We start from the raw sequence: 22,826 nt of genomic DNA, 5'->3' as shown, positions 1-22,826 counted from the left end.
CCCGAATGCGTATCTTGCTGTTGGGAGCAGGTGGTCAGTTGGGCCAAGCTCTTCTTTCCGTCCTGTGGCGTGAGTACCCCTATTGGGAGGTGATTGCTCTGGGGCGAGATGAGTGCGATATCACAAAACCACGCACCTTGGTGCTCGCTCTGCGCCATCACAATCCCGATGTGATCATCAATGGGGCGGCCTATACGGCGGTCGATCATGCCGAGTCTGAACCCGATCTCGCAGATCGTGTTAATCATAGGGCCGTGATGGAGCTGGCCCGGGAGACGCAAGCTCTGGGTGCTTTACTGGTGCACTTTTCCACTGATTATGTGTTCGATGGTAGTGGGACCAGACCCTGGACCGAGGTGGATCAGCCAAGGCCCCTCAATGTCTATGGTGCCAGCAAATATGCCGGTGAGCAGGTGATTCGGGAGCTATGCCCCCATCATCTGATTCTTCGCACCAGCTGGCTCTATGGTGGGGGGGGGGCGCATTTTGCTCGTACTGTTCTCCACCGTGCTAAGGAGGGACTGCCTCTGCGTGTCGTCGCCGATCAGTGGGGGGCTCCGACCCAGGTTGGCTGGTTGGCAAAGATGAGCTTGATGGCGTTGTCGCAAGTGTTGCACTCGCCCACCAAGGCTGGGCTCTACCATTTAAGCAATCAGGGGGAGACCAGCTGGCACGGTTTTGCCTTGGCCTTGGTCGAGGAGGCGCATCGGCTAGGGCTGCTGGCGCAGTCGGTCACAGTTCATCCCATTCTCTCCGAGCAGTGGCCACAGCAGGCACGCCGTCCCTTGAATTCCCGGCTCGATTGTCGCTTGTTTTCAACGGTGTTTGGCATCACCTCGTCTCCTTGGCGGGAGGAACTGATCATCTGGTTGACGAGTCAAAGCTCCGCTCCTGCTGCGCTGGATACATGTCTCTTCCCATAACACCGTCACTCTATTTCACCCGTTAACTCAAGGTGTGCCATGAAGACACGTAAAGGCATCATTCTGGCCGGCGGATCTGCCACTCGTCTCTATCCGGCGACCCTGGCCATCAGCAAGCAGCTCTTGCCTGTCTATGACAAACCCATGATCTATTACCCCCTGTCAACCCTTATGCAGGCGGGCATCCGTGAGATCCTGATCATCAGCACACCGCTGGATCTGCCTCGTTTTAAGATGTTGTTGGGGGATGGACGTCAGTGGGGCATGAATGTCAGTTATGCCGTGCAGGAAGAGCCCAAGGGATTGGCGCAAGCCCTGCTGATTGGCGAGTCTTTCCTGTCTGGCAGCCCCTGTTGCCTTATTCTGGGTGACAACATTTTCTATGGTACCGAGCTGCCTCGCCAACTGCAGCGGGCTTGTGAGAAAACTGAAGGTGCGACCCTATTTGCCTATCATGTGCAGGATCCAGAGCGGTACGGCGTACTGGGATTTGATGATGATGGGCAGGTGCATGCGATCGTTGAGAAGCCTGCCTCCCCTCCGAGTCAGTACGCGGTGACAGGCATCTATTTTTATGATGGTCAGGCAAGCAAGATCGCCCAAACCCTGCGCCCCTCGGGGCGGGGGGAGCTGGAGATCACGGATCTTAATCTGAGTTACCTCAAGGAGAAGAGCCTGGAGATCTGCTTTATGGGCCGCGGCTCGGCTTGGCTCGACACTGGCACCCACGATAGTCTGCAAGAGGCCAGCAGTTTCATTCAGACCCTGGAAAAGCGGCAGGGGCTCAAGGTGGCGGCCCCTGAGGAGATAGCCTGGCGTCGTGGCTGGATTTCCGATGAGCAACTTAGGCAGTTGGCACTGCCCCTTGCCAAAAGCGGGTATGGCAGTTATTTGTTGCGCTTGTTGCAAATCCCCTTTGGCAAAAGCCCGCCCAGTTGGGATTGAATACGCTATGGATGGGGCGGTACATACAACATCCTCTTCTAAGACAAGACATATGCAATTTATTCCATTGAATATTCCAGATGTGCTTTGTATCCGCCATCAGTATCATGAGGATGATCGCGGTGGTTTCATGGAGCTGTTTCGCCATCAGGCCTTGACGCAGCGATGTGGTGATGTTTGCTTCGTTCAGGACAACCTGAGTCGCTCTCGGCAGGGAGTGCTCCGTGGTCTGCACTTTCAGAGGGATAGGCCGCAGGGCAAGTTGGTTCAGGTAATTACTGGCACTATCTTCGATGTGGCGGTCGATATTCGAGCTGGCAGCCCAACTTGCGGCCAATGGGTTGGGTTGCAACTCTCGGCAGAGGAGGCCACATCGCTGTGGATTCCCCCAGGGTTTGCTCATGGTTTTTATGTGCAGAGCGAATGGGCCCATGTGTTGTACAAATGTACTGACTATTATGCACCTCAGCTCGAAGGTTCTCTCAACTGGTCAGATCCTATGCTAGCTATTGCGTGGCCCTTGATCGAAAATGTGCCATTAATTTTGTCTGACAAAGACCGTAACGCCCCTTTTTGGAAAAAACCTCATCTTTAGAGCTTCGTATGAACAAACAGGTATTCGATAATTCAGATAATAAATTGCCGCAGGGTTGGCAGGCCTCAACGGGTGATGAGATTGATCTGCGCGAGCTGGTCCTTGTGCTGTGGCGCCAGAAAATATTGATCCTGCTGGTTGCTGGCGTGTTTGCCTTGATCGGTGTGGTCTACGCGCTGACAGCGCCCCAGCAGTGGTCTGCCACTGCAGTGATTGCAGAGCCCAAACCAGAAGATCTGATGCCGATGCAAAAAGTGGCGATGCAGGCAGCGGCGCTGGGGTTCGCGGGATTTCCTGAGGGCAAGAGCCTCTATCAGGAGTTTATTCAGGAATTCAACGCCTACGAGAACCGTCGGACCTACCTGAAGGTCAGCCCCTTGTTTGCCGAGCAGGCAGAAAAGCTGGGATTGGATGATAAGGCACAACGGCTCTGGTTGCGCACCTGGGGCAAGCTGGTGACGGCTCAGCCCGTGGACAAGAAGGGAGAGGCGCCGGGAGTTGCGCTCACCTTTGCCGCTCCCACCGCCGAGAGCTCGCTGGCGATGCTGGAGGGATATGTCGACTATATCGTTAAATTGCAACAACAGCAGTTGGTCCATCGGCTCGGTGAGCAGCGTGATCTGCAGCTTGAGGATATGAGCACCCGTTATGTGATAATGCAGGATGATACCAAGCGCGCGCTGCAACAGGAGATTTCCGAGTTGGCCTTGGCCAACAGAGTGGCCAAGGCGGCAGGTGTCGCCGCGCCACTGGAAAACTACGACACTCAGGAGCGTCTCTCCATCTCGCTTGGCTCCAAGGGGCTAGAAGAGAAGTTGTCTTTACTTAAATCTATCGACCTTGAGCTCTACCAACCCAAGTTGCAGTCTCTGCAAGTGCAGATAGCGCGTTTGAAAGGCGTATCTCTGGAAGGAATAAGCTTCCGGCCGTTCTCCTACTTAGATACACCCGACGAGCCTCTGAGCCGGGACAAGCCCAAGCGTCCCCTGATTGTGGTGCTGGCCACCTTGCTCGGTGGCATGCTGGGGGTCGGTATTGTCTTGGTTCGCCATGCCTTTCGCAGGCCAGAACAGGCGTAATCGTTGCTAAGTGAATCAAAGGGGGCTCAGCCCCCTTTTTGCTTCTTGGGATGCTGGTGATGGTGCTATGAATCTGAGTGCGTGGGGGTCAGGGAAGATGAAGGTAACAATTAAGGCCTTTGGCATGGTCAGTGTGCTCTATTGGCTGCTGGGCATGCATTTCTTCATGCACAACCCGGGAGGAGCCGGGCTCTATTTGCCATTCAATGCCTGGGGCTGGATCTTTGCCAGCCTCGTCATAGGCCTGGGGTTGTGGCAGGTGACGCTGCAACAGAGGCTGGTGTTCTCGCCATTGCAGGCCTGGCTATGGCTCGGTGGATGCTTGCTGTTGCTGCCCATGGCCTATCCCGGTTTCGAATTCAAAGACTATGCCATTCCCCGGCTGTTAGGGCTGTTTGCCGGTCTGCTGTTTCTGTTCTGCCTCTACCAGTGGCAACTGGCTCGCGAGGCGCGTGACCGGCTGCTCTATCTGCTGCTGGGGGCTGTGGCCATAGAGGCGCTGCTTGGCTTGGTGCAGTACTACCTGCTGACGCCGGGCAACTGGCTCGGCTATGACACCCAGACCAATCGCCCTTACGGCATCTTCCAGCAACCCAATGTGATGGCCAGCTTCATGGCGACCGGGTTATCCCTTGCCATCTGGCTGGAGCTGCGAGGGCAGGCCAACGGCTGGCTTAAGGGGCTGCGTTATGGCGTGATCCTGGCCGCCAGCCTGCTGTTGGTGGTGCTGCAGTCGCGGGTGGGGCAGCTCGGCGGGCTGTTGGCCTTGCTCCTGCTCGCGCCGCAGCTCTATCGCCAGCGGCAGCTAGGCCGGGTACTGGGGCTGGTTGGGCTGGGCATCGCCTTGGGGTTGGCATCCCAATACGGGATGGCGGGGGCCAAGCGGGGGCTGGAGATGTATCAGTCCGGTGGCATGCGCTCCATCTACTGGCCCTATGCCGCCAAGTTGATCGCCGAGGCGCCCTGGACCGGCTGGGGTTATGGCAGTTTCGAGCCCGTCTTCCTGCAGCACTACATGGCCGACAAGGCGCAGAATCCCGCCATGGTGCAGATCGAATACAACCTGGATCACCCCCACAACGAGTTTCTCTACTGGGCGGTGGAAGGGGGGCTTGCCTCCATGCTCGGCATGCTGCTGATGGCCGGTACCCTGCTGTGGCGATTGACCAAGACCGGCTGGCCACAGGGCCTGTCGCTGCTGGCCCTGATCACGCCCATCCTGCTGCACACCCAGACCGAGTATCCCCTCTACCACGCCATCGCCCTGTGGTGGGCCCTGTTGCTGCTCATCTATGTGCTGGATGCGGAAGTGGAGGAGGGGGCGCAGGCCTTTGGCCACGCCAACTGGCGGGAATATGTCTATCGCCCCTGGCTGTTGCTGCGCTTCCTGGCCATCGGTATTCCACTGGTCGTGGTGCCCTTCATGCTCACGGCCATTCATACCGCCTGGGTGGTGACCAAGTATGAGCGTGGCGGCTACAAGCAGCCGACCCTGTTGCTGGACATCGTCAACCCCATGGCCTGGCTGACCCGGGTGGAGTTTGACGTGAATGCGGTGCGCCTGATGGTCGGCCTGCAGGCCCACAATCAGGAGGAATTGGAGGCGTATCTCGACTGGGGGCAGGAGTTCGTGCGCCACACCCCCAGAGCCAACATCTACGCCAACATGGTGCTAGCCCTCGATGCGCTGGGGCGGCAGGAGGAGGCGAAGCGCCTGCGTACTCAGGCACTGATGCTCTATCCGGGTGAGCCCTTGCTCACCGGCTCGGCGGCCAAGTCGGTCGCGGCGACTCTGGAGCGCAAGCCGTCAAGTTGATGTTGTGCCAAGGATTTATTCTGGTTTGATGACAAGGACAAGGCCGTCGCCATTTTCGTTTCGGGCAAGCTCACAGTCAGGATTGGCGGTGTAGTCTCTTGAAAAAATGGCAGCAATTAGCAGCCATCCGCAAGCCAGGTGCCCAACGCCGGGGCGCCTTTGTCATCGGAGTCGACATCGTGAAGAAAATAGCATCTATCGCCGCCAGCCTGCTCATCCTGATCAGTTCACCCGGCATGGCCGGCTCCAGTAGCCAGGTGGAATACGGGACAGTGCAGGAGAGCCGCATCATCACCCAGGCGAATACCGCCACTCATCAGGGCGCCCGACCGCTGCGTACCATAGGGGCCGCCGCCCTGGGGGCCGCCGTCGGCAGTCAATTCGGCGGTGGCTCCGGCCAGACCGTCGCCACCACAGTGGGGGCGGTCGCGGGGGCCGAGGCCTCACGCCGTCGCCAGAGCGAGCAGGGCACCACCCAGGGCAAGCAGACGGTCGAGCTGCAGATCAAGACTCAGGCAGGAAAACTGCTCAACGTCGTGCAGGAGAACGATCCCAATCTCATCTTCAACAAGGGCGACAAGGTGCGCATCTTGACCACGGGGACGGACACCCAGGTCGACAAGTCGGTCTAAGGCGGGCTTTGCTCGGTCATGGCATCCAGGCCGTGTCCCATGGCGAGCATAAACCGGGGAGAGGAGGGCACGGCTGCGGGCTATGGCACCACTCGGGTTCAGTACGGTTGATGTGCGACTCTGATCAAACCAATACCAAGCCTCGAAAGAGGCTGGCAGTTCACCGGGTGCCGCCTTCTGGATTGTGCGATGTTTCATCAAGGTTTTCACCGGCTCGCAAAAACAGGTTTCTCTGCTGGACGACGAGGGCGCCTTGGTTAAGATGAGGCCCTTAACGTTTGGCAAGGGAGGTTGAAATGGAGTTAGTACTAGGCCCACTCGAGGCGCGCGTGATCGGCTGCCTGATAGAGAAAGAGATCTGCACGCCGGATCAATACCCCCTCTCTCTCAACGCGCTGGTCAATGCCTGCAATCAGAAGAGCAACCGCGAACCCGTGCTGGAGCTTTCAGAGCTGGATATCCGCGCCGTGGTGGATGAACTGATCCGCCGTCGGCTGGTGGTCAACACCGCCGGCTTCAATGCTCGGGTGCCCCGTTATCAACACCGCTTCTGCAATACCGAATTCGGCGAGCTGAAATTCTCGGCGCAAGCGCTCGGCATCCTCTGCGAGCTGCTGTTGCGTGGCCCGCAGACCCCGGGAGAGCTGCGCTCGCGCACCAACCGCCTGTGCAGCTTCGATGATGTGACCCAGGTGGATGCCGTGCTGGCCGATCTCAGCGAGCAGGGGCCCTATGTGGTCAAACTGCCGCGTGAGCCGGGCAAGCGGGAATCCCGTTACGCCCACCTGTTCAGCGGCGAGATCGATCTGCAGGCGCTGGCCGAGGCCGTCCCCGCCAGTCACTCTGCCTCTCCCGCCGCCGATCGACTGAGTGTGTTGGAAGAGGAAGTAGAAAGCCTCAAGGCCCAGTTACAGGCCCTGGAGGCGCGGCTGGCCCAGCTGGAAGGCTGAATCATCCCGTCATTGCAAAGAGGCGCTCAGGCGCCTTTTTTTATGGCGCTTTGGTGGGCATTCCCGCTCTTCTTCACCTCGTCATGGCGGTGAGCTCTGCCCGTTTCATCCCCTCGTTTTATGCGCCCCGCGCTTTTTTTTGTACTAATTCGCGGTTAAGGGTCGAGCCGCCGCCGCTTTCCCGTTAAAATTCCGCCTTTGCACCTGCCCGCGAGTTCTGATGTCAGCCTTCACCCTCTCTTCGGATTGCCATGCCCTGCTCAGCGAGCTGCAACTGCAGCGCGCCGCCAGTACCCGCTATTTGCAGGAGACGCTGCACGCGCAGCACTCCCCCGGGCTGGCGCTGGCTGATCGGCTGAACCAGCTGCAGCAGCAAGGGCTAGTGCGGCTGCGCGGGGAGCAGCAGTGGAGCCTGACGGCGGAAGGAACTCTGGCCCTGATCCTGGCGGTACGGGCGGGGGAATGCCCCATGCCGGACTGGACCCGGGTCCCCTCGGTCACCGGCCAGGAGCTGGCGCAGGCCCTGGTGCGTGAACTCTGCCTGGGGGAGGCGGGTCAGATCCCGGCCTATTACCAGAGCGCGGAGCTCTTGAGCCTGCTGGACTTGCCCGATGCTCACCGCCTGCTGCCGGGCTCAAGCCCCGAGTGGCAAGGGCTGCTGCTCGAGCATTTCGCCCTGCAGACCCTGCTCGACGCCGAGCCCGAGGACGGTTGGCCGCTGGCGCGCGTCACGGCGGCCTGTGCCCCTGCGCTGGCGGGCCGGGTCGGGACGCTGGCTGCGGAGTGGAGCTGGCTCTGTGGCGCGCCGGACGGCGAGGTAACCACTTACTGGCCGGCTCTGCAGCAGCTGGCCGAGCGGGGGGGAGAGCAACCCCTGGCCGAGCGGCTGCTCAGCGCGCTGGGGCAGTGGCAGGCGCCGGCGGCGCAAGAGCCCTGGCCCCGGCTGTTCAGCGCCCTGCTCTGGCTGGGCTGGCTGCAACAGGCCGATCCCGTGCTCGCCAGCGAGCAGCGCAAGAAGTGGCAGCGCAGTCTGGGCAATCATTTCCCGCTGCTGAGCGATCTGCTGGGCCAGTGGGCCGGTGATCGCCACGGCCAGTCGGTCGGTCTGTTCGATACCCTGCAACTGCCGCTGGAGGAGCTCCATTGGGGCTATCTCTGGCTCGATCTCTGCGCCCTCGCGCGGCACGGCGAGCAGAGCCCCCAGGTGGCCATCCTGCACAAGTGGGATCTCTCCCATGTGCTGGAGGCGAGCCCGCGTCACCGCCTGATGGCCTTCTGTCAGGATCTGCTGCGACTCTTGCTGGGCATGGGGGCGCAGCACGCCCCGTTGCAGCGGCTGCGCGCCGCCGCTGAGGTAGATGTGAGCAATGAGCAGGATGACGAAGACAAGACGCCCGCCTCGGCCAGCTGGCTGAACTGGCTGCAGGGGCTGGGGCGCTCCAGCGGCGTGCGCAAGGCGCAAGAGCGGTTGGTGTGGCTGCTCCATGCCGATGGCCCCGAGCTGGAGTGCAAGATCCAGAAGCAGAGCACCAAGGGGGAGTGGACCGCCGGCCGCCGGGTCGATCCGGCCCTGCTCTCCACCCAGTATGCCGCCCTGCTCGACGAGGCGGACTGGGCGCTGGTGCGCACCCTGCCACGGGTGATGAGCAAGCTGCCGCGGGAGGCCTGGGCACCGCTCGCCGATCACCCCCGCCTGTTCAACGCCAAGGGGCAGAAGCTGCAACTGGCCATCAGTGCCCCCTTGCTGCAGATAGTGGCCACCGAGCAGGGCATGAGCGCCGTGCTGAGCCCGCTTGCCGCGGCGCGCGGGGCGCACATAGTGCCCCTGGCGCAGGACCTGTGGCAGCTCATCCTGACCCCGCAGGCGCTGCTGGACAGATTGCCAGCGCTGGAGTCCATCCCCCTGTTGCCCGAGGCCGGACTGGCGGAGCTGCAACGCACCCTGGACGCTATCCCCGAGCTGCCGTGGCACAGCCAGGTGGCGGGGCTGCAGGGCAATGCCGAACTCGCCCCCTGGCCCGGGGTGCCCTCGGTCCAGCTGGATTGGCAGGATGGCCAGCTGGTGGTTCAGCTGGTGACCCGGCAGGGGGAGTTGCCACCGTTGCCGCTCGGCAAGGGGGAGGCCATAGTGCGGCAGGGAGTCAGGGATTATCACTACTGGCAGCGGGATCTCGCCGCCGAGAAGGGCGAGGCCCAACTGCTGCGCAACCAGCTGCCCATCGGGCTGCCAGGCAACGAATGGAAGCTGGAAGGTGAGCAGGCGCTGACCCTGGTCAACTCGCTGCCCGAGCTGGTGGAGGCCGGAGTGGTCATTCACTGGCATCAGGACAGCGCTCGCCTCAAGAGCCTCGACGAGGCGGCCCTCAGCCTGCGCATCGAGCGGCGTCAGGACTGGTTCCAGATTGAAGGGGCCCTGGCGCTGGACGAGCACCAGATCCTCGACCTGCGCCTCATCCTGCGCCAGCTGACCCCGGGTCAGCGCACCGTCCAGCTCGACGAGAAGACCAGCCTGATGCTGAGCGACAAGCTGGTGGAGCGACTCACCATGCTGGGTGCCATGCTGGACGCCGATCAGCGCATCAACAACAAGCTGGCCTATCCGCTGGCCCGCCTGCTGTCGGCGGTGACCACCGCAGGGGATGATGCCTGGCAGTCGTTGCAGCAGGAGTGGCAGCAGGAGGTGGACTGTGCCCCCGAGCTGTTGACGGCGCTGCGGGACTATCAGAAGGACGGGGTGCGCTGGATGGCGACCCTGGCCCATCATGGCTTCGGTGCCTGTCTGGCCGATGATATGGGCCTTGGCAAGACGCTGCAGGCGCTGGTCGTGCTGCGCATGCGCCAGCATCTCGGCCCGGCGCTGGTGGTGGTGCCCAAGTCAGTGGTCACCAACTGGCAGGAGGAGGTGGCCCGCTTCGCCCCCGAGCTGGAGGTGGTGGTGTTCGAGCAGCCCTCCGAGCGGGAAGGGCTGATCCGCGATGCCAGGGCCGGCCAGATCATCCTAGTCAACTACGGCATGCTCGGCAGCCTGGCGCAGGCACTCAAGTCCCGCCGCTGGGCGAGCATGGTGCTGGACGAGGCCCAGCAGATCAAGAATGCCGGCACCCAGCGCGCCAAGCTGCTGTTCCAGCTCGAGGGAGATTTTCGTCTGGCCCTCTCCGGCACCCCCATCGAGAACCACCTGGGGGAACTGTGGAGTCTGTTCACCTTCATCAACCCGGGTCTGCTCGGTAGCCTCGGCGAGTTCAAGCGTCGCTTCGGCAAGGCGGTGAAGGATCCCCAGCACATGGCGTTGCTGCGGGCGGTGATCAGCCCCTTCATCCTGCGCCGCCTCAAGCAGCAGGTGCTGACCGAGCTGCCGGACAAGACCGAGATCATCCATCACATCAGCCTCTCCCCCGAGGAGCGCCAGCTCTACGAGGCGACCCGGCGCGAGGTGGTGCAGCAGGTGCAGAGCGCCGATGGCCGTGCCCTGATGCACGTGCTGAGCGGCCTGACCCGGTTGCGCCGGCTCTGCTGTTCCCCCAAGCTGGTGATGCCGGAGTGGAGTCAGACCAGCAGCAAGCTGGACGAGGCCATGGGGCTGCTCGAGGAGGCCATCGACGGCGGTCATCGGGTGCTGGTGTTCAGCCAGTTCGTCGATCTGCTGAGCCTGCTGCGGGCCCGCATCGAGCAGAAGCAGTGGGACTACTGCTATCTGGACGGCGGCTGCTCCGCCAAGTCCCGCCAGGAGTCCATCCTGCGGTTCCGTCACGAACCTGTCCCGCTGTTCCTCATCAGCCTCAAGGCCGGTGGCACCGGTCTGAACCTGACCCAGGCCGATACCGTGCTGCACCTGGATCCCTGGTGGAACCCGGCGGTGGAGGATCAGGCGAGCGATCGGGCCCACCGGATGGGGCAGACCCAGCCGGTGACCGTGTATCGGCTGGTGTGCGAGCAGACGGTGGAGGAGAAGATAGTGGCGCTGCACGACGAGAAACGGGCGCTGGCCGATGGCCTGCTCAGCGGTCAGTCCGAGGTCCGTGGCCTGGATGTGGAGAGCCTGCGCGCCCTGCTGATGAGCTGATGACGGCGGTGGTTGCCTGTGTGCGAGAGGGGGATGGTCTTGGTGATCATCCCCCTCGTCTTTTTTCAGTGCTTCAGGGCGCTCATTTCCAGCGTCAGGGCATCTCTGCAATATGTCTGGCTGAGGGAGCGGCTAGCCCTGATAGCGATAGAGGTGTAGCCGCTCTATGATGGCCTCGCCGCCTATCTTGCGATCCCGCCGCGCCTGGCGCAGCTTGGGCGGGTAGTGGCCGAGGTGGGTGACGCTGGGCGGGGTGTCCGAGCAGAGCAGCAGCGGCAGGCTCGCCTTGAGCTGCTGCTTGCGCGGCTCCCTGTCCTGCCAGAGCAGGTTGATCATGGGGTGGGTCTTGACCGGCCGCCGGATCCGCAGCTCGGCATCGGCGGGCAGACGGCGAATGTCATACACCTCCTGATCCACCATCTTGCTCCACTCCTCGTTGTTGGAGAGCGCCGGGATATAGCGGCGGCTGCGCTCCAGCATCTCGAGCACCTGCTCGCAGCTGAGGCGACTGATGCTCTGCTTGTCGGCCCAGGTGAACCCCAGCGAGTGCAGCTCCCCCTCCAGCAGGGTCAGCTTGCGGTAGACCTGCAGGGTGATGACCCCGGGCAACGCCTGGTGTACCAGCTCGAACTTCTCGTCCCGTCCCCCCGCCTGCTGCACCAGGGCCTTGAAGGCGAGCTTGTGGGCGTTGATCTCATCGAGCAGCGGGCGCAGCAGGCTGGCGCTGGCGGCGGGGAAGCGCAGCCAGCCGGGCAGCCGGTGGGTCGCCTTGGTTGAGCAGCCGGGGCGGGCGCTGTGATCCTGATAGGCGGCGATCGCGGCGGCCAGCGCCGCGTCGCCCCCCAGATAACCGACCTCTATTTGGGCGATGGGATCGTGCTCCTCCCCCTGCGGCACGGCGGGGAGGGGATAGACATGGCCCTCTTGCAGCGGGAGTCGACTCAACTGCTGAGCCAGGCGGGCCAGCGCCGCTTCGAGGGCCTCCATCTGTTGACGCAAGGCGGCGGTCGGGGTAAAGGTGTCCATCGGCTTATCCTGTGATCGCATCCGATCCGGCCCTCGCAATGAGGCCGACGGGATGCATGGCTAAACTACTGTATAAATAACCATACCAGCATGCCGAAAGCGCGCCAAGTGTCTCCTGTTATGAGGATTCGGTGCGGCCTGAAAATGGTAGCCATTTGAGGGTGTATATTTTGTATCTGGTTGTTAAATAAGGATCAATAAAAGATCTCTTGATTAACAACTGGATGTGAATGCCCCGTGACAGCATCCGCCCCGAAATACCTGGTCTGCATAGCTACTGCTGGAAACTGCATAGTTAGAAGTAGCGCATGCAGGAGAATATGCTGCCCGGTCATGCAGGGAAATGAGACCACAATTTAATCATTTAGAATCAATCGGTTATGCCTTGGTGGTTGGCCATATCAACCATTAGTTTTACTCATGTGTTGTATCAAAATTCGTCAATTGAGCCACCCCCTCCGCCTGACTAAGCTTTGCGCATCAAATCCGAGCCTTGCGCAGAACTAGAGAGAGGAGCCATATCATGGCCAACATGACGTATACCGAAGCCGGTTATCAGCATTCCAGCCAATCGAATCTGGCTGCTCGCGTGAAAACGACCGTAGTGACCTGGCTGGAACGCAGCCGCAGCCGTCGCCAGCTCTCCGAGCTGCCCGCCTATCTGCTCAAGGACATCGGCCTGAACGAAGCCGACCGCTATCAAGAGACCACCAAGCCGTTCTGGCGTGGTTGATCAGCCGGGCATGGATGCCTCGTTTTTCTGCTGATCCCGTATTCTGGCATCCCGCTTGCCGATGTGGCGCCTTGCCACCCAGCCCCATGACGCGTTTTTCCCCTTGCAGCCTCAGTCCTGAAATCTCCCTCATCTGTTCCCCGTGCAATTCGACTTGTCACCAGCTATCGCCATCTTTGTATCCTTACTGTTTGAATTTGTTTAAAAATCGATTTTAAGCCTGCCCGCCTTGGGTATAATCCGGCCATAGCATTCCAGACAAGAGGGTGAGACGGATGATTCCCCAGCATGACTTTTTGGCCCTGACCCGCCGCCACGAATGGCAGCTTTATCCCTTTGCATTCGATCTGCCGGATGGCACCCGGGTGAGCGTGTGGGACACCGGCGTGCTCTGCCTGGAGCCCGCCAATGGGTCGGGGGGACGCAAGGACATAGTGCTCTCCTGCGGCATCCACGGTAACGAGACAGCCCCCATCGAGATCTGCAACCAGCTGCTGAGCCGGCTGCTCAGCGGGGAGCTCAGGGCTCGCCACCGGGTGCTGTTCCTGTTTGGCAACCCGGCGGCCATGAACCTGGGGCTGCGGGAGGTGGAGGAGAACATGAACCGGCTCTTCTCCGGCGCCCACAGCAAGGGGGAGGGACTTTGCAACAGGGAGCGGATCCGCGCCATGGAGCTGGAGCAACATGTGAGCCGCTTCTTCGCCGATCCCGCCAGGCCCCGCTATCACTACGATCTGCACACCGCCATCCGCGGCTCGCGTCACGAGAAGTTTGCGGTCTACCCCTTCCCCCACGAGCGGCCGCACTGCAAGGAGCAGGTGCAGTTCCTCGGCGCCTGCGGGGTGCGTACCATACTGCTCTCCAGCGGCCCGACCACCACCTTCAGCTATTACAGCTCGCACCAGCATGGTGCCCATGCCTTCACGGTGGAGCTCGGCAAGGTGCGCCCGTTTGGGGAGAACGACATGACCCGCTTCATCGAGGCGCGGCAGGCATTGCAGGAGCTGGTGACCCAAGAAGAAGTGGTGCTCGAGCCCTGGCGGGCAGATGACTTCACGATTTTTGCCATCGATCGGGTGATCAACAAGCGCTCGGCGCAGTTTCGTTTCCTGTTCGCCAGCGATGTGGACAATTTCACCGAGTTTCCCCAGGGGTTTGTGCTGGCAGAAGACGGCGATCTGCAATACAGGGTAGAGAAACCGCGGGAGGCGGTGGTGTTCCCCAATGCCAGCGTGGCCATCGGTCAGCGCACCATGCTGCTGGTGGTGCCGACCCGCCTGTGGGAGTGATCTGAGCCTACCTCTGCACGCCGAACCTGCGCCCCTGGCGGCTGGTGGCGGCTATCGGATTATGGCAGTGATCCCGAACTCACCCTGACAGGGAGCCCGAAAGGGCTCCCTTCTTCGTTTCCGCTCGCCGAAAATCTTATCTTCTTTCTGAAATTAAAGAAGTTTCTACTGGTCTTACCTGGTTAAATCCCATTGCCCTTTGCTTAACATGTTGTTTACATTTCAGGTGTCACCTCATGGTGGTGACGTTGACAACGGCAAGGAGCCAGTTATGACCCATGTCGACATCCCTTTCCTTCGCTACCTCGATGAGGAAGGGCGCCCGGTCGAGACACTACCGACCTGGCTGGACAAGGCGACCCTGCACACCTTCTACCGCAACATGGTGATGGTGCGCAGCTATGACAAGAAAGCGATTGCACTGCAGCGAACCGGCAAGCTCGGCACCTTTCCCTCCCACCTGGGGGCAGAGGCGGTCGGGATTGGGGTCGGTCTCGCCATGCAGCCTCAGGATGTCTATGTGCCCTACTACCGGGACATGCCCACCCTCTATGTGCGGGGCGTGCCCATGGAGCAGAACCTGCAGTATTGGGGTGGGGATGAACGGGGCAGCGTTTTCTACAAGGCCGATGGCGAGCTGTCGGAAGACTTGCCCATCTGCGTTCCCATCGCCACCCAGATCACCCACGCCGCCGGCATCGCGGCTGCCTTCAAGCTGCGCAATCAGCCCCGCGTCGCCGTGGTCACCATAGGCGACGGCGGCACCTCCAAGGGGGACTTCCTGGAGGGGCTCAATTGCGCCGGCGTCTGGCATCTGCCCATGGTGATGGTCATCAACAACAACCAGTGGGCCATCTCGGTACCGCGCAAGTTGCAGTCGAGCGCCCCCACTCTGGCCCAGAAAGGGATAGGGGCCGGGGTGCGCAGTATTCAGGTCGACGGCAACGACGTGGTGGCTGTCTATGAGGCGACCCGCGCCGCCGTCGAGCGGGCGCGTGCCGGCAAGGGGCCGACCCTGATCGAGGCCATCAGCTACCGGCTCGGGGATCACACCACCGCCGATGATGCGACCCGCTACCGCGATGCCGCCGAGGTGGAAGCCGCCTGGGCCAAGGAGCCGGTCAAGCGGCTGCGCCAGTTCATGGCCGGGCAGGGCTGGTGGGACGAGCATCAGGAGCAGGCGCTGCTGACGGAGGCCAGCCGGGAGGTCGAGCGAGCCGTCGCCGCTTACGAGAGCACGATACGGCAGGCGCCGGAAACCGTGCTCGATTACCAGTTTGCCGAGCTGCCCAAGGATTATCGGGCGCAGCGCCAGCGCATCATCGCCAAGGGCATGCAGCTGCACGGCGGGGAGACACATCATGAGTGACATCACACTGCTCGAAGCGATCAATCTGGCGTTGCACCATGAGATGGAGCGCGACCCCGACGTGGTGGTGCTGGGTGAGGATGTGGGGGTCAACGGCGGGGTGTTTCGCGCCACCGTGGGCCTGCGCGACAAGTTCGGTTTCAAGCGGGTGATCGACACCCCGCTGGCGGAGGGGCTGATCGCCGGGGTGGCGGTCGGCATGGCGACCCAGGGGCTCAAGCCGGTGGCCGAGTTCCAGTTCCAGGGCTTCATCTTCCCCGGCATGGAGCAGATCATCTGCCAGGCGGCCCGGATGCGCAACCGCACCCGTGGCCGACTCTCTTGTCCCATCGTCTACCGCTCGCCCTATGGCGCCGGCATTCACTCGCCTGAGCACCACAGCGAGAGCGTCGAGGCGCTGTTCGCCCATATTCCGGGCCTGCGGGTGGTCATCCCCTCCAGCCCGAGACGGGCATATGGCTTGCTGCTCTCGGCCATCCGCGACCCGGATCCGGTGATGTTCTTCGAGCCGGATCGCATCTATCGCTCCATGAAGTCGGACGTGGTAGATGACGGCGTCGGCCTGCCGCTGGATGTCTGCTTCACCCTGAGGCCAGGACGGGATCTCACCATAGTTGCCTGGGGCGCCTGTATCCAGGAGGTGATGCGGGCCGCCGCCCTGTTGGCGGAGCAGGACATCCAGTGCGAGGTGCTGGATCTCGCCACCATCAAGCCGCTGGACATGGAGAGCATTCTGGCCTCGGTGCGCAAGACTGGCCGCCTGCTGGTGGTGCACGAGGCGTGCGGCAGTTTCGGGGTCGGTGCCGAGATAGTGGCGCGGGTCACCGAGGAGGCGCTTACCAGCCTCAAGGCGCCGCCCAAGCGGCTCACCGGGGTGGATGCCGCCGTGCCCTACTATCGCAACGAAGAGTATTACCTCATCACCGAGCAGGATATTGCGGATGCGGCTCACCAGCTGATGGAGAAATGGTCATGAAATTTTTCAAATTACCGGATCTGGGCGAAGGATTGGCCGAGGCCGAGATCGTCGAATGGAAGGTGAGTGCCGGCGATACCGTGAGTGTCGATCAGGTGCTGCTGTCGGTGGAGACCGCCAAGGCGCTGGTGGATGTGCCCTCGCCGGTGGCGGGGGTGATCGCCCGACTCTGCGGCCAGGAGGGGGACATACTCCATATCGGCGCGCCGCTGGTGGAGTTTGAAGGGGGCGAAGACGATGGCACCGTGGTGGGCAAGGTCAGCGCCCATCAGCAACACATCGAGGATCACTTCGTGGTGGGGACCATGGCGCCCGGAGGCTCCCTGGTGCAGGCCATGCCGGCGGTGCGCCTGCTGGCGCAGAAGCTGGGGCTGGACATCGACAGGCTCAAGGGCAGCGGCCATGCCGGCATGGTGACCGAGCAGGATGTGCAGACCGCCTTCGAAGCGCTGCAGAGCAGCGGCAACGAGTTCCTCAAGGGTTCGCGCCGGGCCATGGCCAAGGCGATGGAGCTCTCCCACCAGACGGTGGTGCCGGTCAGCATCACCGACGAGGTGGACTTGCGCCACTGGCGGGCCGATGAGGACGTCACAGTGCGCCTCATCAAGGCCATCGGTGTGGCCTGTCGCGCCGAGCCCTCCATGAATGCCTGGTTTGACGGGGATACCCTGTCGAGACGGCTGTTCAGGGAGGTCAACGTGGCCATCGCGGTTGACTCCAAACACGGGCTCTATGTGCCGGTGATGGAGAACGTGGCCGAGCGGGAGAGGGCGGATATCCGCCAGGGGCTGGACCGGATGATCGCCGACGTGAAGGCGCGAGCCGTGCCGCGGGAGATGTTGCAAGGGGCGACCATTACCCTCACCAACTTCGGCGCCATCGCGGGTCGCTACGCCAGTCCCATAGTCACGCCGCCACAGGTGGCCATCATAGGGGCGGGCAAGTTGTTTGAAAAAGTGGTCTTCATCCACGGGGAGGCACGGCCGGTTCGGGCACTGCCACTGTCGATGACTTTCGACCACCGCGGCTGCACCGGCGGCGAGGCGGCGCGCTTCCTCAAAGTCCTGGTTCAGGCACTGGAAGCGGCGGATGCGTAAGCGATTGCACCCTGCCCCTGGCAGGGTGCAAATTTGGTTGCGTAATCAACAAAGGCACGTATAATCTAAACCAGCTTGAAAGGGCGTTAGTTATGTCAATGAGTATGATGTTTTGCATCTTTCCCTGTTGTTCATAAGTTAATCCCATTTTTGAGCTTTACCCGCTGAAAAGCATTAAGTAATTATTTTGAATACAGGTTAAAGATATGTCTAACATGATCACCGGTACCGTTAAGTTTTTCAACGAAACCAAAGGTTTTGGCTTCATCCAGCAAGAAAACGGCCCGGACGTTTTCGTTCACTTCAGCGCTATCAGCGGTAACGGCTTCCGTACCCTGGCTGAAGGTCAGCGCGTACAGTTCTCCGTGACCCAAGGTCAGAAAGGCCCGCAGGCTGAGAACGTAACTGCTCTGTAATTTTTACAGAATTTAAGAAAGCCGTGGTACCTCTGGTGCCACGGCTTTTTGTTTTATGGCATATTCATACACCACATCTGCCTCTGACGATCATCATGCTCTCATCACTCTTGTTCGCTGTGACGCTATCCATTCTTGCCAAGTCCCCCGTGCCGGATCCTGTGGCAAGCGAGGCGGTGACCGTGTGCCAGCAATTCGTGCAGGTACGTCTGGGCAAGGCAGAGCTGCCCGAGGAGATCAGGGCGCAGCCGGTGCCGAAACGGGCGGGGGAGTGGTTGATCGACGGCAAGATAAAAGGACCCGAAGGTCCTTTGCTGTTTGCTTGTCTGCTGCGGCAAGGGGAGCATTGGAAGTTGCTCAACTTCTCGCTCTGGGCGCCGCAGGAGGTCAACTCGGTTTGAGTGCCACCAGCAGGTGTTGGAGGTGCTCGAGCATGGTCATGCCGAAAGGAGTCAGATAGCCGCCATCGGTTGCGCTGATCAGGCCTTGCTGATGCAGACGCTCCGCCGCCAGGCACAGCTCGTCAGACATGTCGCTGCGTAACTTGATCCCCAGACTCATGTTGGCCGGATCAAAGCATGCCAGTATTTTCAGCTCATTCACAAAATCGTCAGAAACCTGGTCGATCCCACTCATGGATGCACTCCTTACGCTAAAGATGTATGCAAACTAGCATTCCCGGTTTTACTTTAGTGGGCGCTGGCTCAAACTATTGGGCTTTGTCCGGACCGGTGCGGTGCGAACGCTGCTTTTTTGGCCGCAGGCCCGCGTCTGGCAGGCGTGATGGCTCAGGCCTCGGGTCGCCAAACATGGTAGGATAGTCCCACTTTTGTCTTTCTGGCCAGGTTGAACACCGGTCTTCCAGCTCAAGGCGTCTCTCATGATCACAGTCACTCTGGTCTCTCTGCTGCACTCCCTAGGTCCCCGCTTTCCGGTCTATGCCTCCTCCTTGCTGCTGCCCCTGCTCGATGAGCATCAGGGCGATCTCTGGCTGCCGGCCATCAAGGGGGGAGACGTGACGGCCCTGCGTCAGCATGCCAAAGCCAAGAGTGCCCAGCTGCTGGCGCCGCTGGCGGCGGGGTGGTGTGACTTCGCGGCCGGCGATGCGGGCGATACCCCCGAGCTCGATGGGCTGGCGAGTTACGATGAAGAGATGCTGGACAACCTGCTGATGTACTGGCACAGCCCGGCCAAGATCAACAGCCCGATCACCGATAACCTGTTCGAGCTGCGCCGTGGGGTGGTGGATGAAGCCCATGGCACCAAGCTGGCGGACGCCTGGGAGCAGCAGCAGCAGGCTCGTTTCGAGCAGATCATGCAGGGCGTGCAGGCCGGCCGCTCCCAGCTCTGCTTCGTGGAGGTGGAGTCTGCCTACTGGCTGCGCCAGCGTTTCACCGAAACCCCGGAGATCACCCTGATCACCCCGGCCCTGGGTTGAGCCATCCAGCCGGTCGACCGCATGCTCATGCTGGACAAGCCGTCGGCAAGATGTGAACATGTCGCCCTTTATTGAATGAGAGACTTGACCGATGAGCTATGAACTTAGCGACACCGAGCGCAATGCAGCGCTGCAACTGAACGCCGACTACCGCTTCGATCACTTCATCAGCAAGCTGGTCGAGCACGAAGAGCTGTATGTCCTGACCGACGAACACGGCGTCATGATGCTGACCACCGAAGATGAAGACTGCATCCCGGTCTGGCCGCACCCGGAATACGCCAAGGCGTGGGCCGAAGGCGAGTGGGCCGACTGCAAGCCGCAATCCATCACCCTCAAGGTGTGGCTGGAGCGCTGGGTCGATGGCATGGAGCAGGACGAACTCTGCGTCGCCGTGTTCCCGACCCCGGATCAGGAAGGCATAGTGCTGGAGCCGGCCGACGTGGCCGACGCCATCGCTCAGAAACAGGCCAAGCGCGGCTAAGCCTCGCTGCTGGTGCTGTCACCATGAAAAGACCCCTCCTGTGCGGGGTCTTTTTGTTTGCAGCCAGGCTCAAGGCTGCCGATAGCGGGTATCGATCAGGGTGACGGGGGGGAAGCGCTGCCCGCTCTTGATGGCGGTCAGCGTCTCTGCCTTCAGCTTCTCGTCAAGCCAGAACAGGCCGCCGAAGCTGTAACCCGAGTTGGCACCATCGAGCGGCCAGTAGAGCACATCGCTCTGGGGCGTCGCCGGGATCTTGGGCAGGCGCACCCAGCGCCAGGCGCCGGCCCGGGTGTAGGGCACCTGATAGGCGGGTACGAAACTGGCAAGCTCATAGAGCCGCTGCTGGATCTGGCGCGACAGCTCGGCCTTCCTGGCGAAGTCGAATGCTTTGTCATACTGCTCCACCAGGGCCGAGATGGCATCGTCGTCGATGTTCATGATGTTGTTGGTCTGGGGCTTGTTGGCATTGATCTTGTGGAAGAACTCCCAATAGGCGGGGTAGCGGCTGCCGCTCCAGGCCATCCAGGCGCTCTGGTGTTTCTTCTCCAGCATGGACTTGAAGCCGGCGGAGGCATCCATCAGGTTCAGCTCCAGATTGAGACCCGCCTTCTTCGCCTCCTCCCGCAGCAGGGTCAGGCGCTGGGCATGCTCCGCCGTGGTGTAGGTGATGCTGAGGCTCAGCGGCTGCCCCTTGGCGTTTTGCAGGATGCCATCCGGCCCCGTGCTGGTGAAGCCCGCCTTGGCGAAGTACTCCCGGGCGAGCTTGGGATCGAAGGGGCGTGCCTTGAGATCCGTGTTGGTGAAAGCGCCCTGGCCAGAGCCATAGCTGTTGAGGCGCTGATAGTCACCGCGCAGCAGGGTCGCGATCATCTTGTCGATGGCCAGCGCATGCTGGATGCCGAGCCGCACATCGAGATCCTTGAGCAGCGGATCGGCGGTGTTGAGGTAGAGCCCGGTGGGCGATTGCGGTGTCCGGGTATAGAACCAGCGCCTCTCGATGTAACCCTTCTCGAATTCGGCGGTCTTGCTCTTGTCGTGCCACCAGCTGGGAATGGTCAGCGGGAAGCTGTCCAGCTCGCCGCGCAGGAAGTGCTGCCAGGCGATGTTCTGATCCCGCAGCACCTTGATCTCTATCCTGTCCGGGTTGAAGCGGTGCTGGAAGTAACGCTCGTCGTTGCCCCACCAATCCTTGACCCGCACGAAGCTGACGGACTTGCCCTTCTTCACCTGGTCGATCCGATAGGCGCCAGTGACCGGCAGCACCTTCCAGTTATATTCCTTGACCCAGTTGGCGGTGAGCGCGATGGCGTGGCTCGGCTCGGGGGCGAAGGGGAGCGAGTCGAGCAGATCCTCGCGGCTCTTCTCGCTGCCGCTGGTGATGGAGAAGGTCTTGTCGTCGAACTTGGTGACCTCCACTATCTGGGTCGAGTAGTAGTTGTTGTACCAGGGATCGTTGATCTCCTTGCTGCGCATCATCTTGAGGGTGAACAGCCAGTCGTCGGCGCTGACCGGCTGGCCGTCGGACCAGCGAGCCTTGGGGTTGATCCTGAAGTAGAGCGTCTTGTGATCGGCACCGAACGCCCACTGGTTGGCCAGCATGGGCATGGGCTTGCCGGTGAGGGGATGGGTGGCGAGCAGGGGCAGGGTGGTCTCCCTGATGTAACCGGCGAAGCTACCGTTGGAATCCGGCCCAAATTTACGCAAGGTGAGGGGGAAGCTGATCATGAAGTCGTGGAAGGTGCCACCACGCCGGGCGGCCGGATCGGCGTAGACAGGATCGGTGTCGTTGCTCTCCCACGCGAGATCCGTTGGCAGGCTGGCACTCCAGCCGGTGGCGCTCCAGCAGAGGGTGAGGGCCATCGCCGTGGTGCGGAGCACGCGCGGTAACGGGTGGCTAGCCGATGATGAACTGTGCAGCATGTCCTTGCTCTCCTGAGGTTCGGCGTCCTGCCGGGATCAAACGATATCAGGCCCGTGAGGGCCTGTCTCAGAATGGGAACTTTCCCCGCATTGGTCAATGGGCGGCGTGACGACTCAGTGGTTGGGCTGTGCCTTGAACAGCCGCAGTCGTCCCCCCAGCAGGTGCACCACGAAGCCGAGCAGCACCAGCCCTGAGCCCAGCCATTGCAAGGGGGTGGGATGTTCATCGAGCAGGATGGCGGCGGCCACCATGCCGACGCAGGGCACCAGCAGGGAGAGCGGCGCGACCTGGGCCACCGGGTAGCGCATCAGCAGGCGGCCCCAGAGGCCGTAGCCGAGCCAGGTGGCGACCAGCGACAGGTAGAGCACGCACAGCAACCCCTGCCAGCTGAAGTGCTGCAGGCTGTCGACGATGCGCTCCTGCCCCTCGAACAACCAGGAGAGGGCGAGGAACGGCAAGATGGGCACCAGGCCACCCCAGGCGATGAGGCTCGGCAGGGAGGTCTGGTAGCGCAGGCCTATCTGGCGGTTGATGACGTTGCCAAGACCCCAGCAGGCGGAGGCGCACAGGGTCAAGACGAAGCCGAGCAGGGTCAGGTTGCCCTCGCCGTTGGCGGCGATCAGATAGAGGCCGCCCCCCGCCAGGGGCAGGGCGACCCAGTGGTGGGTCTGCCAGCGCTCCCCCAGCCAGATCATGGCGAACAGCAGGGTGAACAGCACCTGGGATTGCAGCACCAGGGAGGCCATGCCCGCCGGCATGCCGAACTTCATGGCGCTGAACAGGAAGGCGAACTGCCCCAGGCTGATGGCGCCGCCGTAGGCCAGCAGCCAGCGCCAGGGCATGGCGGGCCTGGGCACCAGCAGGATGGCGGGGAAGACCACCCCGATGAAGCGCAGGGCCCCCAGCAGCAGCGGCGGTATGCCATCCAGCCCCCACTTGATCACCACGAAGTTGAGCCCCCAGCAGAGGATGACCAGGGCGGCCAGACACTTGTCCTTGGTTTGCATGACTCTTCCTTGTTGGATCAGGGAGGCGCTCGCCGGACGGGCCGGCGAGTCGACAGAGACTCGAGCA

Annotated in this window: 21 protein-coding genes; 17 read left to right on the top strand and 4 right to left on the bottom strand. The window is 61.7% G+C overall.

Annotated elements, in window-relative coordinates; genetic code table 11:
* The first annotated feature begins 5 nt into the window (after positions 1–5).
* From rfbD to KW821_RS14710, 8 genes are all read left to right on the top strand, one after another.
* A complete protein-coding gene (gene rfbD / locus KW821_RS14745) occupies positions 6–923 on the top strand; it encodes a dTDP-4-dehydrorhamnose reductase (protein ID WP_218291974.1) in 918 nt (305 codons plus the stop codon).
* A gap of 39 nt (positions 924–962) precedes the next feature.
* Complete coding sequence (rfbA, locus tag KW821_RS14740) at positions 963–1,868, top strand: glucose-1-phosphate thymidylyltransferase RfbA (RefSeq protein WP_218291973.1); 906 nt, start codon at positions 963–965, stop codon at positions 1,866–1,868.
* Positions 1,869–1,920: 52 nt separating this feature from the next.
* Entirely contained in the window at positions 1,921–2,463 is a 543-nt protein-coding gene (gene rfbC / locus KW821_RS14735) for a dTDP-4-dehydrorhamnose 3,5-epimerase (RefSeq protein ID WP_218291972.1), read from the top strand.
* 8 nt (positions 2,464–2,471) lie between these two features.
* Positions 2,472–3,542 carry an LPS O-antigen chain length determinant protein WzzB gene (locus KW821_RS14730; protein WP_218291971.1) on the top strand — a complete coding sequence of 357 codons (1,071 nt, stop codon included), beginning with the start codon at positions 2,472–2,474 and terminating at the stop codon, positions 3,540–3,542.
* Between the two features lie 97 nt (positions 3,543–3,639).
* Positions 3,640–5,358: a PglL family O-oligosaccharyltransferase gene (locus tag KW821_RS14725; RefSeq protein WP_256353486.1), complete on the top strand. Its 1,719-nt coding sequence runs from the start codon at positions 3,640–3,642 to the stop codon at positions 5,356–5,358.
* 179 nt (positions 5,359–5,537) lie between these two features.
* Entirely contained in the window at positions 5,538–5,990 is a 453-nt protein-coding gene (locus KW821_RS14720; protein ID WP_218291970.1) for a glycine zipper 2TM domain-containing protein, read from the top strand.
* A gap of 296 nt (positions 5,991–6,286) precedes the next feature.
* Entirely contained in the window at positions 6,287–6,940 is a 654-nt protein-coding gene (locus tag KW821_RS14715; RefSeq protein WP_218291969.1) for a YceH family protein, read from the top strand.
* Between the two features lie 220 nt (positions 6,941–7,160).
* A complete protein-coding gene (locus KW821_RS14710) occupies positions 7,161–11,003 on the top strand; it encodes a DEAD/DEAH box helicase (protein WP_218291968.1) in 3,843 nt (1,280 codons plus the stop codon).
* A 132-nt stretch (positions 11,004–11,135) separates the two neighbouring features.
* Here KW821_RS14710 and KW821_RS14705 read toward each other — a convergent pair whose 3' ends face one another.
* Entirely contained in the window at positions 11,136–12,029 is an 894-nt protein-coding gene (locus tag KW821_RS14705) for a DNA replication terminus site-binding protein (RefSeq protein ID WP_218291967.1), read from the bottom strand.
* Between the two features lie 523 nt (positions 12,030–12,552).
* Here KW821_RS14705 and KW821_RS14700 point away from each other — a divergent pair.
* From KW821_RS14700 to KW821_RS14670, 7 genes are all read left to right on the top strand, one after another.
* The gene (locus tag KW821_RS14700) at positions 12,553–12,762 is read left to right on the top strand and encodes a DUF1127 domain-containing protein (protein WP_042654918.1); all 210 of its coding nucleotides are present in this window, start codon (positions 12,553–12,555) and stop codon (positions 12,760–12,762) included.
* A 275-nt stretch (positions 12,763–13,037) separates the two neighbouring features.
* Complete coding sequence (gene astE, locus KW821_RS14695) at positions 13,038–14,051, top strand: succinylglutamate desuccinylase (protein ID WP_218291966.1); 1,014 nt, start codon at positions 13,038–13,040, stop codon at positions 14,049–14,051.
* 271 nt (positions 14,052–14,322) lie between these two features.
* Complete coding sequence (pdhA, locus tag KW821_RS14690) at positions 14,323–15,420, top strand: pyruvate dehydrogenase (acetyl-transferring) E1 component subunit alpha (RefSeq protein ID WP_218291965.1); 1,098 nt, start codon at positions 14,323–14,325, stop codon at positions 15,418–15,420.
* The gene (locus tag KW821_RS14685) at positions 15,413–16,396 is read left to right on the top strand and encodes an alpha-ketoacid dehydrogenase subunit beta (protein ID WP_218291964.1); all 984 of its coding nucleotides are present in this window, start codon (positions 15,413–15,415) and stop codon (positions 16,394–16,396) included. The genes pdhA and KW821_RS14685 overlap by 8 nt, the downstream gene beginning before the upstream one ends.
* Complete coding sequence (locus KW821_RS14680) at positions 16,393–17,493, top strand: dihydrolipoamide acetyltransferase family protein (protein WP_218291963.1); 1,101 nt, start codon at positions 16,393–16,395, stop codon at positions 17,491–17,493. Before KW821_RS14685 ends, KW821_RS14680 begins: the two co-directional genes overlap by 4 nt.
* Positions 17,494–17,699: 206 nt before the next feature.
* Positions 17,700–17,909 carry a cold-shock protein gene (locus tag KW821_RS14675; protein WP_005331438.1) on the top strand — a complete coding sequence of 70 codons (210 nt, stop codon included), beginning with the start codon at positions 17,700–17,702 and terminating at the stop codon, positions 17,907–17,909.
* Positions 17,910–18,004: 95 nt separating this feature from the next.
* Positions 18,005–18,310 (top strand): hypothetical protein, encoded by a 306-nt coding sequence (locus KW821_RS14670; RefSeq protein WP_218291962.1) that lies wholly within the window; start codon positions 18,005–18,007, stop codon positions 18,308–18,310.
* Here the strand turns inward: KW821_RS14670 and KW821_RS14665 are convergent.
* The gene (locus KW821_RS14665; RefSeq protein ID WP_042654913.1) at positions 18,297–18,545 is read right to left on the bottom strand and encodes a TIGR02647 family protein; all 249 of its coding nucleotides are present in this window, start codon (positions 18,543–18,545) and stop codon (positions 18,297–18,299) included. The two genes, KW821_RS14670 and KW821_RS14665, sit on opposite strands and share 14 nt — an antisense overlap.
* A 244-nt stretch (positions 18,546–18,789) precedes the next feature.
* On the opposite strand from KW821_RS14665, the gene KW821_RS14660 reads away from it, so the two are divergent.
* Both KW821_RS14660 and KW821_RS14655 read left to right on the top strand, forming a co-directional pair.
* Positions 18,790–19,347 (top strand): hypothetical protein, encoded by a 558-nt coding sequence (locus tag KW821_RS14660; RefSeq protein ID WP_218291961.1) that lies wholly within the window; start codon positions 18,790–18,792, stop codon positions 19,345–19,347.
* Between the two features lie 91 nt (positions 19,348–19,438).
* Positions 19,439–19,831, top strand: a complete 393-nt coding sequence (locus KW821_RS14655) for a DUF2750 domain-containing protein (protein WP_042654911.1) — start codon at positions 19,439–19,441, stop codon at positions 19,829–19,831.
* 69 nt (positions 19,832–19,900) lie between these two features.
* Here KW821_RS14655 and KW821_RS14650 read toward each other — a convergent pair whose 3' ends face one another.
* Positions 19,901–21,751: an extracellular solute-binding protein gene (locus tag KW821_RS14650; RefSeq protein WP_218291960.1), complete on the bottom strand. Its 1,851-nt coding sequence runs from the start codon at positions 21,749–21,751 to the stop codon at positions 19,901–19,903.
* Positions 21,752–21,865: 114 nt separating this feature from the next.
* On the bottom strand, positions 21,866–22,759 hold the full coding sequence (locus tag KW821_RS14645) for an EamA family transporter (protein ID WP_218291959.1): 894 nt from the start codon (positions 22,757–22,759) through the stop codon (positions 21,866–21,868).
* Between the last annotated feature and the right edge of the window lie 67 nt (positions 22,760–22,826).

This window comes from Aeromonas sp. sif2416 (genome assembly GCF_019218665.1).
In the GTDB taxonomy this organism is placed as follows: Bacteria; Pseudomonadota; Gammaproteobacteria; order Enterobacterales; family Aeromonadaceae; genus Aeromonas; species Aeromonas encheleia.
This window is presented reverse-complemented; position numbering and strand designations above follow the sequence as displayed.

Bases quoted from the DNA above. Each gene is read 5' to 3' on its own strand.
- KW821_RS14670 (WP_218291962.1), top strand. From the start codon at position 18,005: ATGCTCTCATCACTCTTGTTCGCTGTGACGCTATCCATTCTTGCCAAG.
- KW821_RS14685 (WP_218291964.1), top strand. From the start codon at position 15,413: ATGAGTGACATCACACTGCTCGAAGCGATCAATCTGGCGTTGCACCAT.
- rfbA (WP_218291973.1), top strand. From the start codon at position 963: ATGAAGACACGTAAAGGCATCATTCTGGCCGGCGGATCTGCCACTCGT.
- KW821_RS14660 (WP_218291961.1), top strand. From the start codon at position 18,790: ATGATCACAGTCACTCTGGTCTCTCTGCTGCACTCCCTAGGTCCCCGC.
- KW821_RS14675 (WP_005331438.1), top strand. From the start codon at position 17,700: ATGTCTAACATGATCACCGGTACCGTTAAGTTTTTCAACGAAACCAAA.
- KW821_RS14715 (WP_218291969.1), top strand. From the start codon at position 6,287: ATGGAGTTAGTACTAGGCCCACTCGAGGCGCGCGTGATCGGCTGCCTG.
- rfbD (WP_218291974.1), top strand. From the start codon at position 6: ATGCGTATCTTGCTGTTGGGAGCAGGTGGTCAGTTGGGCCAAGCTCTT.
- KW821_RS14725 (WP_256353486.1), top strand. From the start codon at position 3,640: ATGAAGGTAACAATTAAGGCCTTTGGCATGGTCAGTGTGCTCTATTGG.
- pdhA (WP_218291965.1), top strand. From the start codon at position 14,323: ATGACCCATGTCGACATCCCTTTCCTTCGCTACCTCGATGAGGAAGGG.
- KW821_RS14710 (WP_218291968.1), top strand. From the start codon at position 7,161: ATGTCAGCCTTCACCCTCTCTTCGGATTGCCATGCCCTGCTCAGCGAG.
- KW821_RS14645 (WP_218291959.1), bottom strand. From the start codon at position 22,759: ATGCAAACCAAGGACAAGTGTCTGGCCGCCCTGGTCATCCTCTGCTGG.
- KW821_RS14650 (WP_218291960.1), bottom strand. From the start codon at position 21,751: ATGCTGCACAGTTCATCATCGGCTAGCCACCCGTTACCGCGCGTGCTC.
- KW821_RS14665 (WP_042654913.1), bottom strand. From the start codon at position 18,545: ATGAGTGGGATCGACCAGGTTTCTGACGATTTTGTGAATGAGCTGAAA.
- astE (WP_218291966.1), top strand. From the start codon at position 13,038: ATGATTCCCCAGCATGACTTTTTGGCCCTGACCCGCCGCCACGAATGG.
- rfbC (WP_218291972.1), top strand. From the start codon at position 1,921: ATGCAATTTATTCCATTGAATATTCCAGATGTGCTTTGTATCCGCCAT.
- KW821_RS14655 (WP_042654911.1), top strand. From the start codon at position 19,439: ATGAGCTATGAACTTAGCGACACCGAGCGCAATGCAGCGCTGCAACTG.
- KW821_RS14680 (WP_218291963.1), top strand. From the start codon at position 16,393: ATGAAATTTTTCAAATTACCGGATCTGGGCGAAGGATTGGCCGAGGCC.
- KW821_RS14730 (WP_218291971.1), top strand. From the start codon at position 2,472: ATGAACAAACAGGTATTCGATAATTCAGATAATAAATTGCCGCAGGGT.
- KW821_RS14705 (WP_218291967.1), bottom strand. From the start codon at position 12,029: ATGGACACCTTTACCCCGACCGCCGCCTTGCGTCAACAGATGGAGGCC.
- KW821_RS14700 (WP_042654918.1), top strand. From the start codon at position 12,553: ATGGCCAACATGACGTATACCGAAGCCGGTTATCAGCATTCCAGCCAA.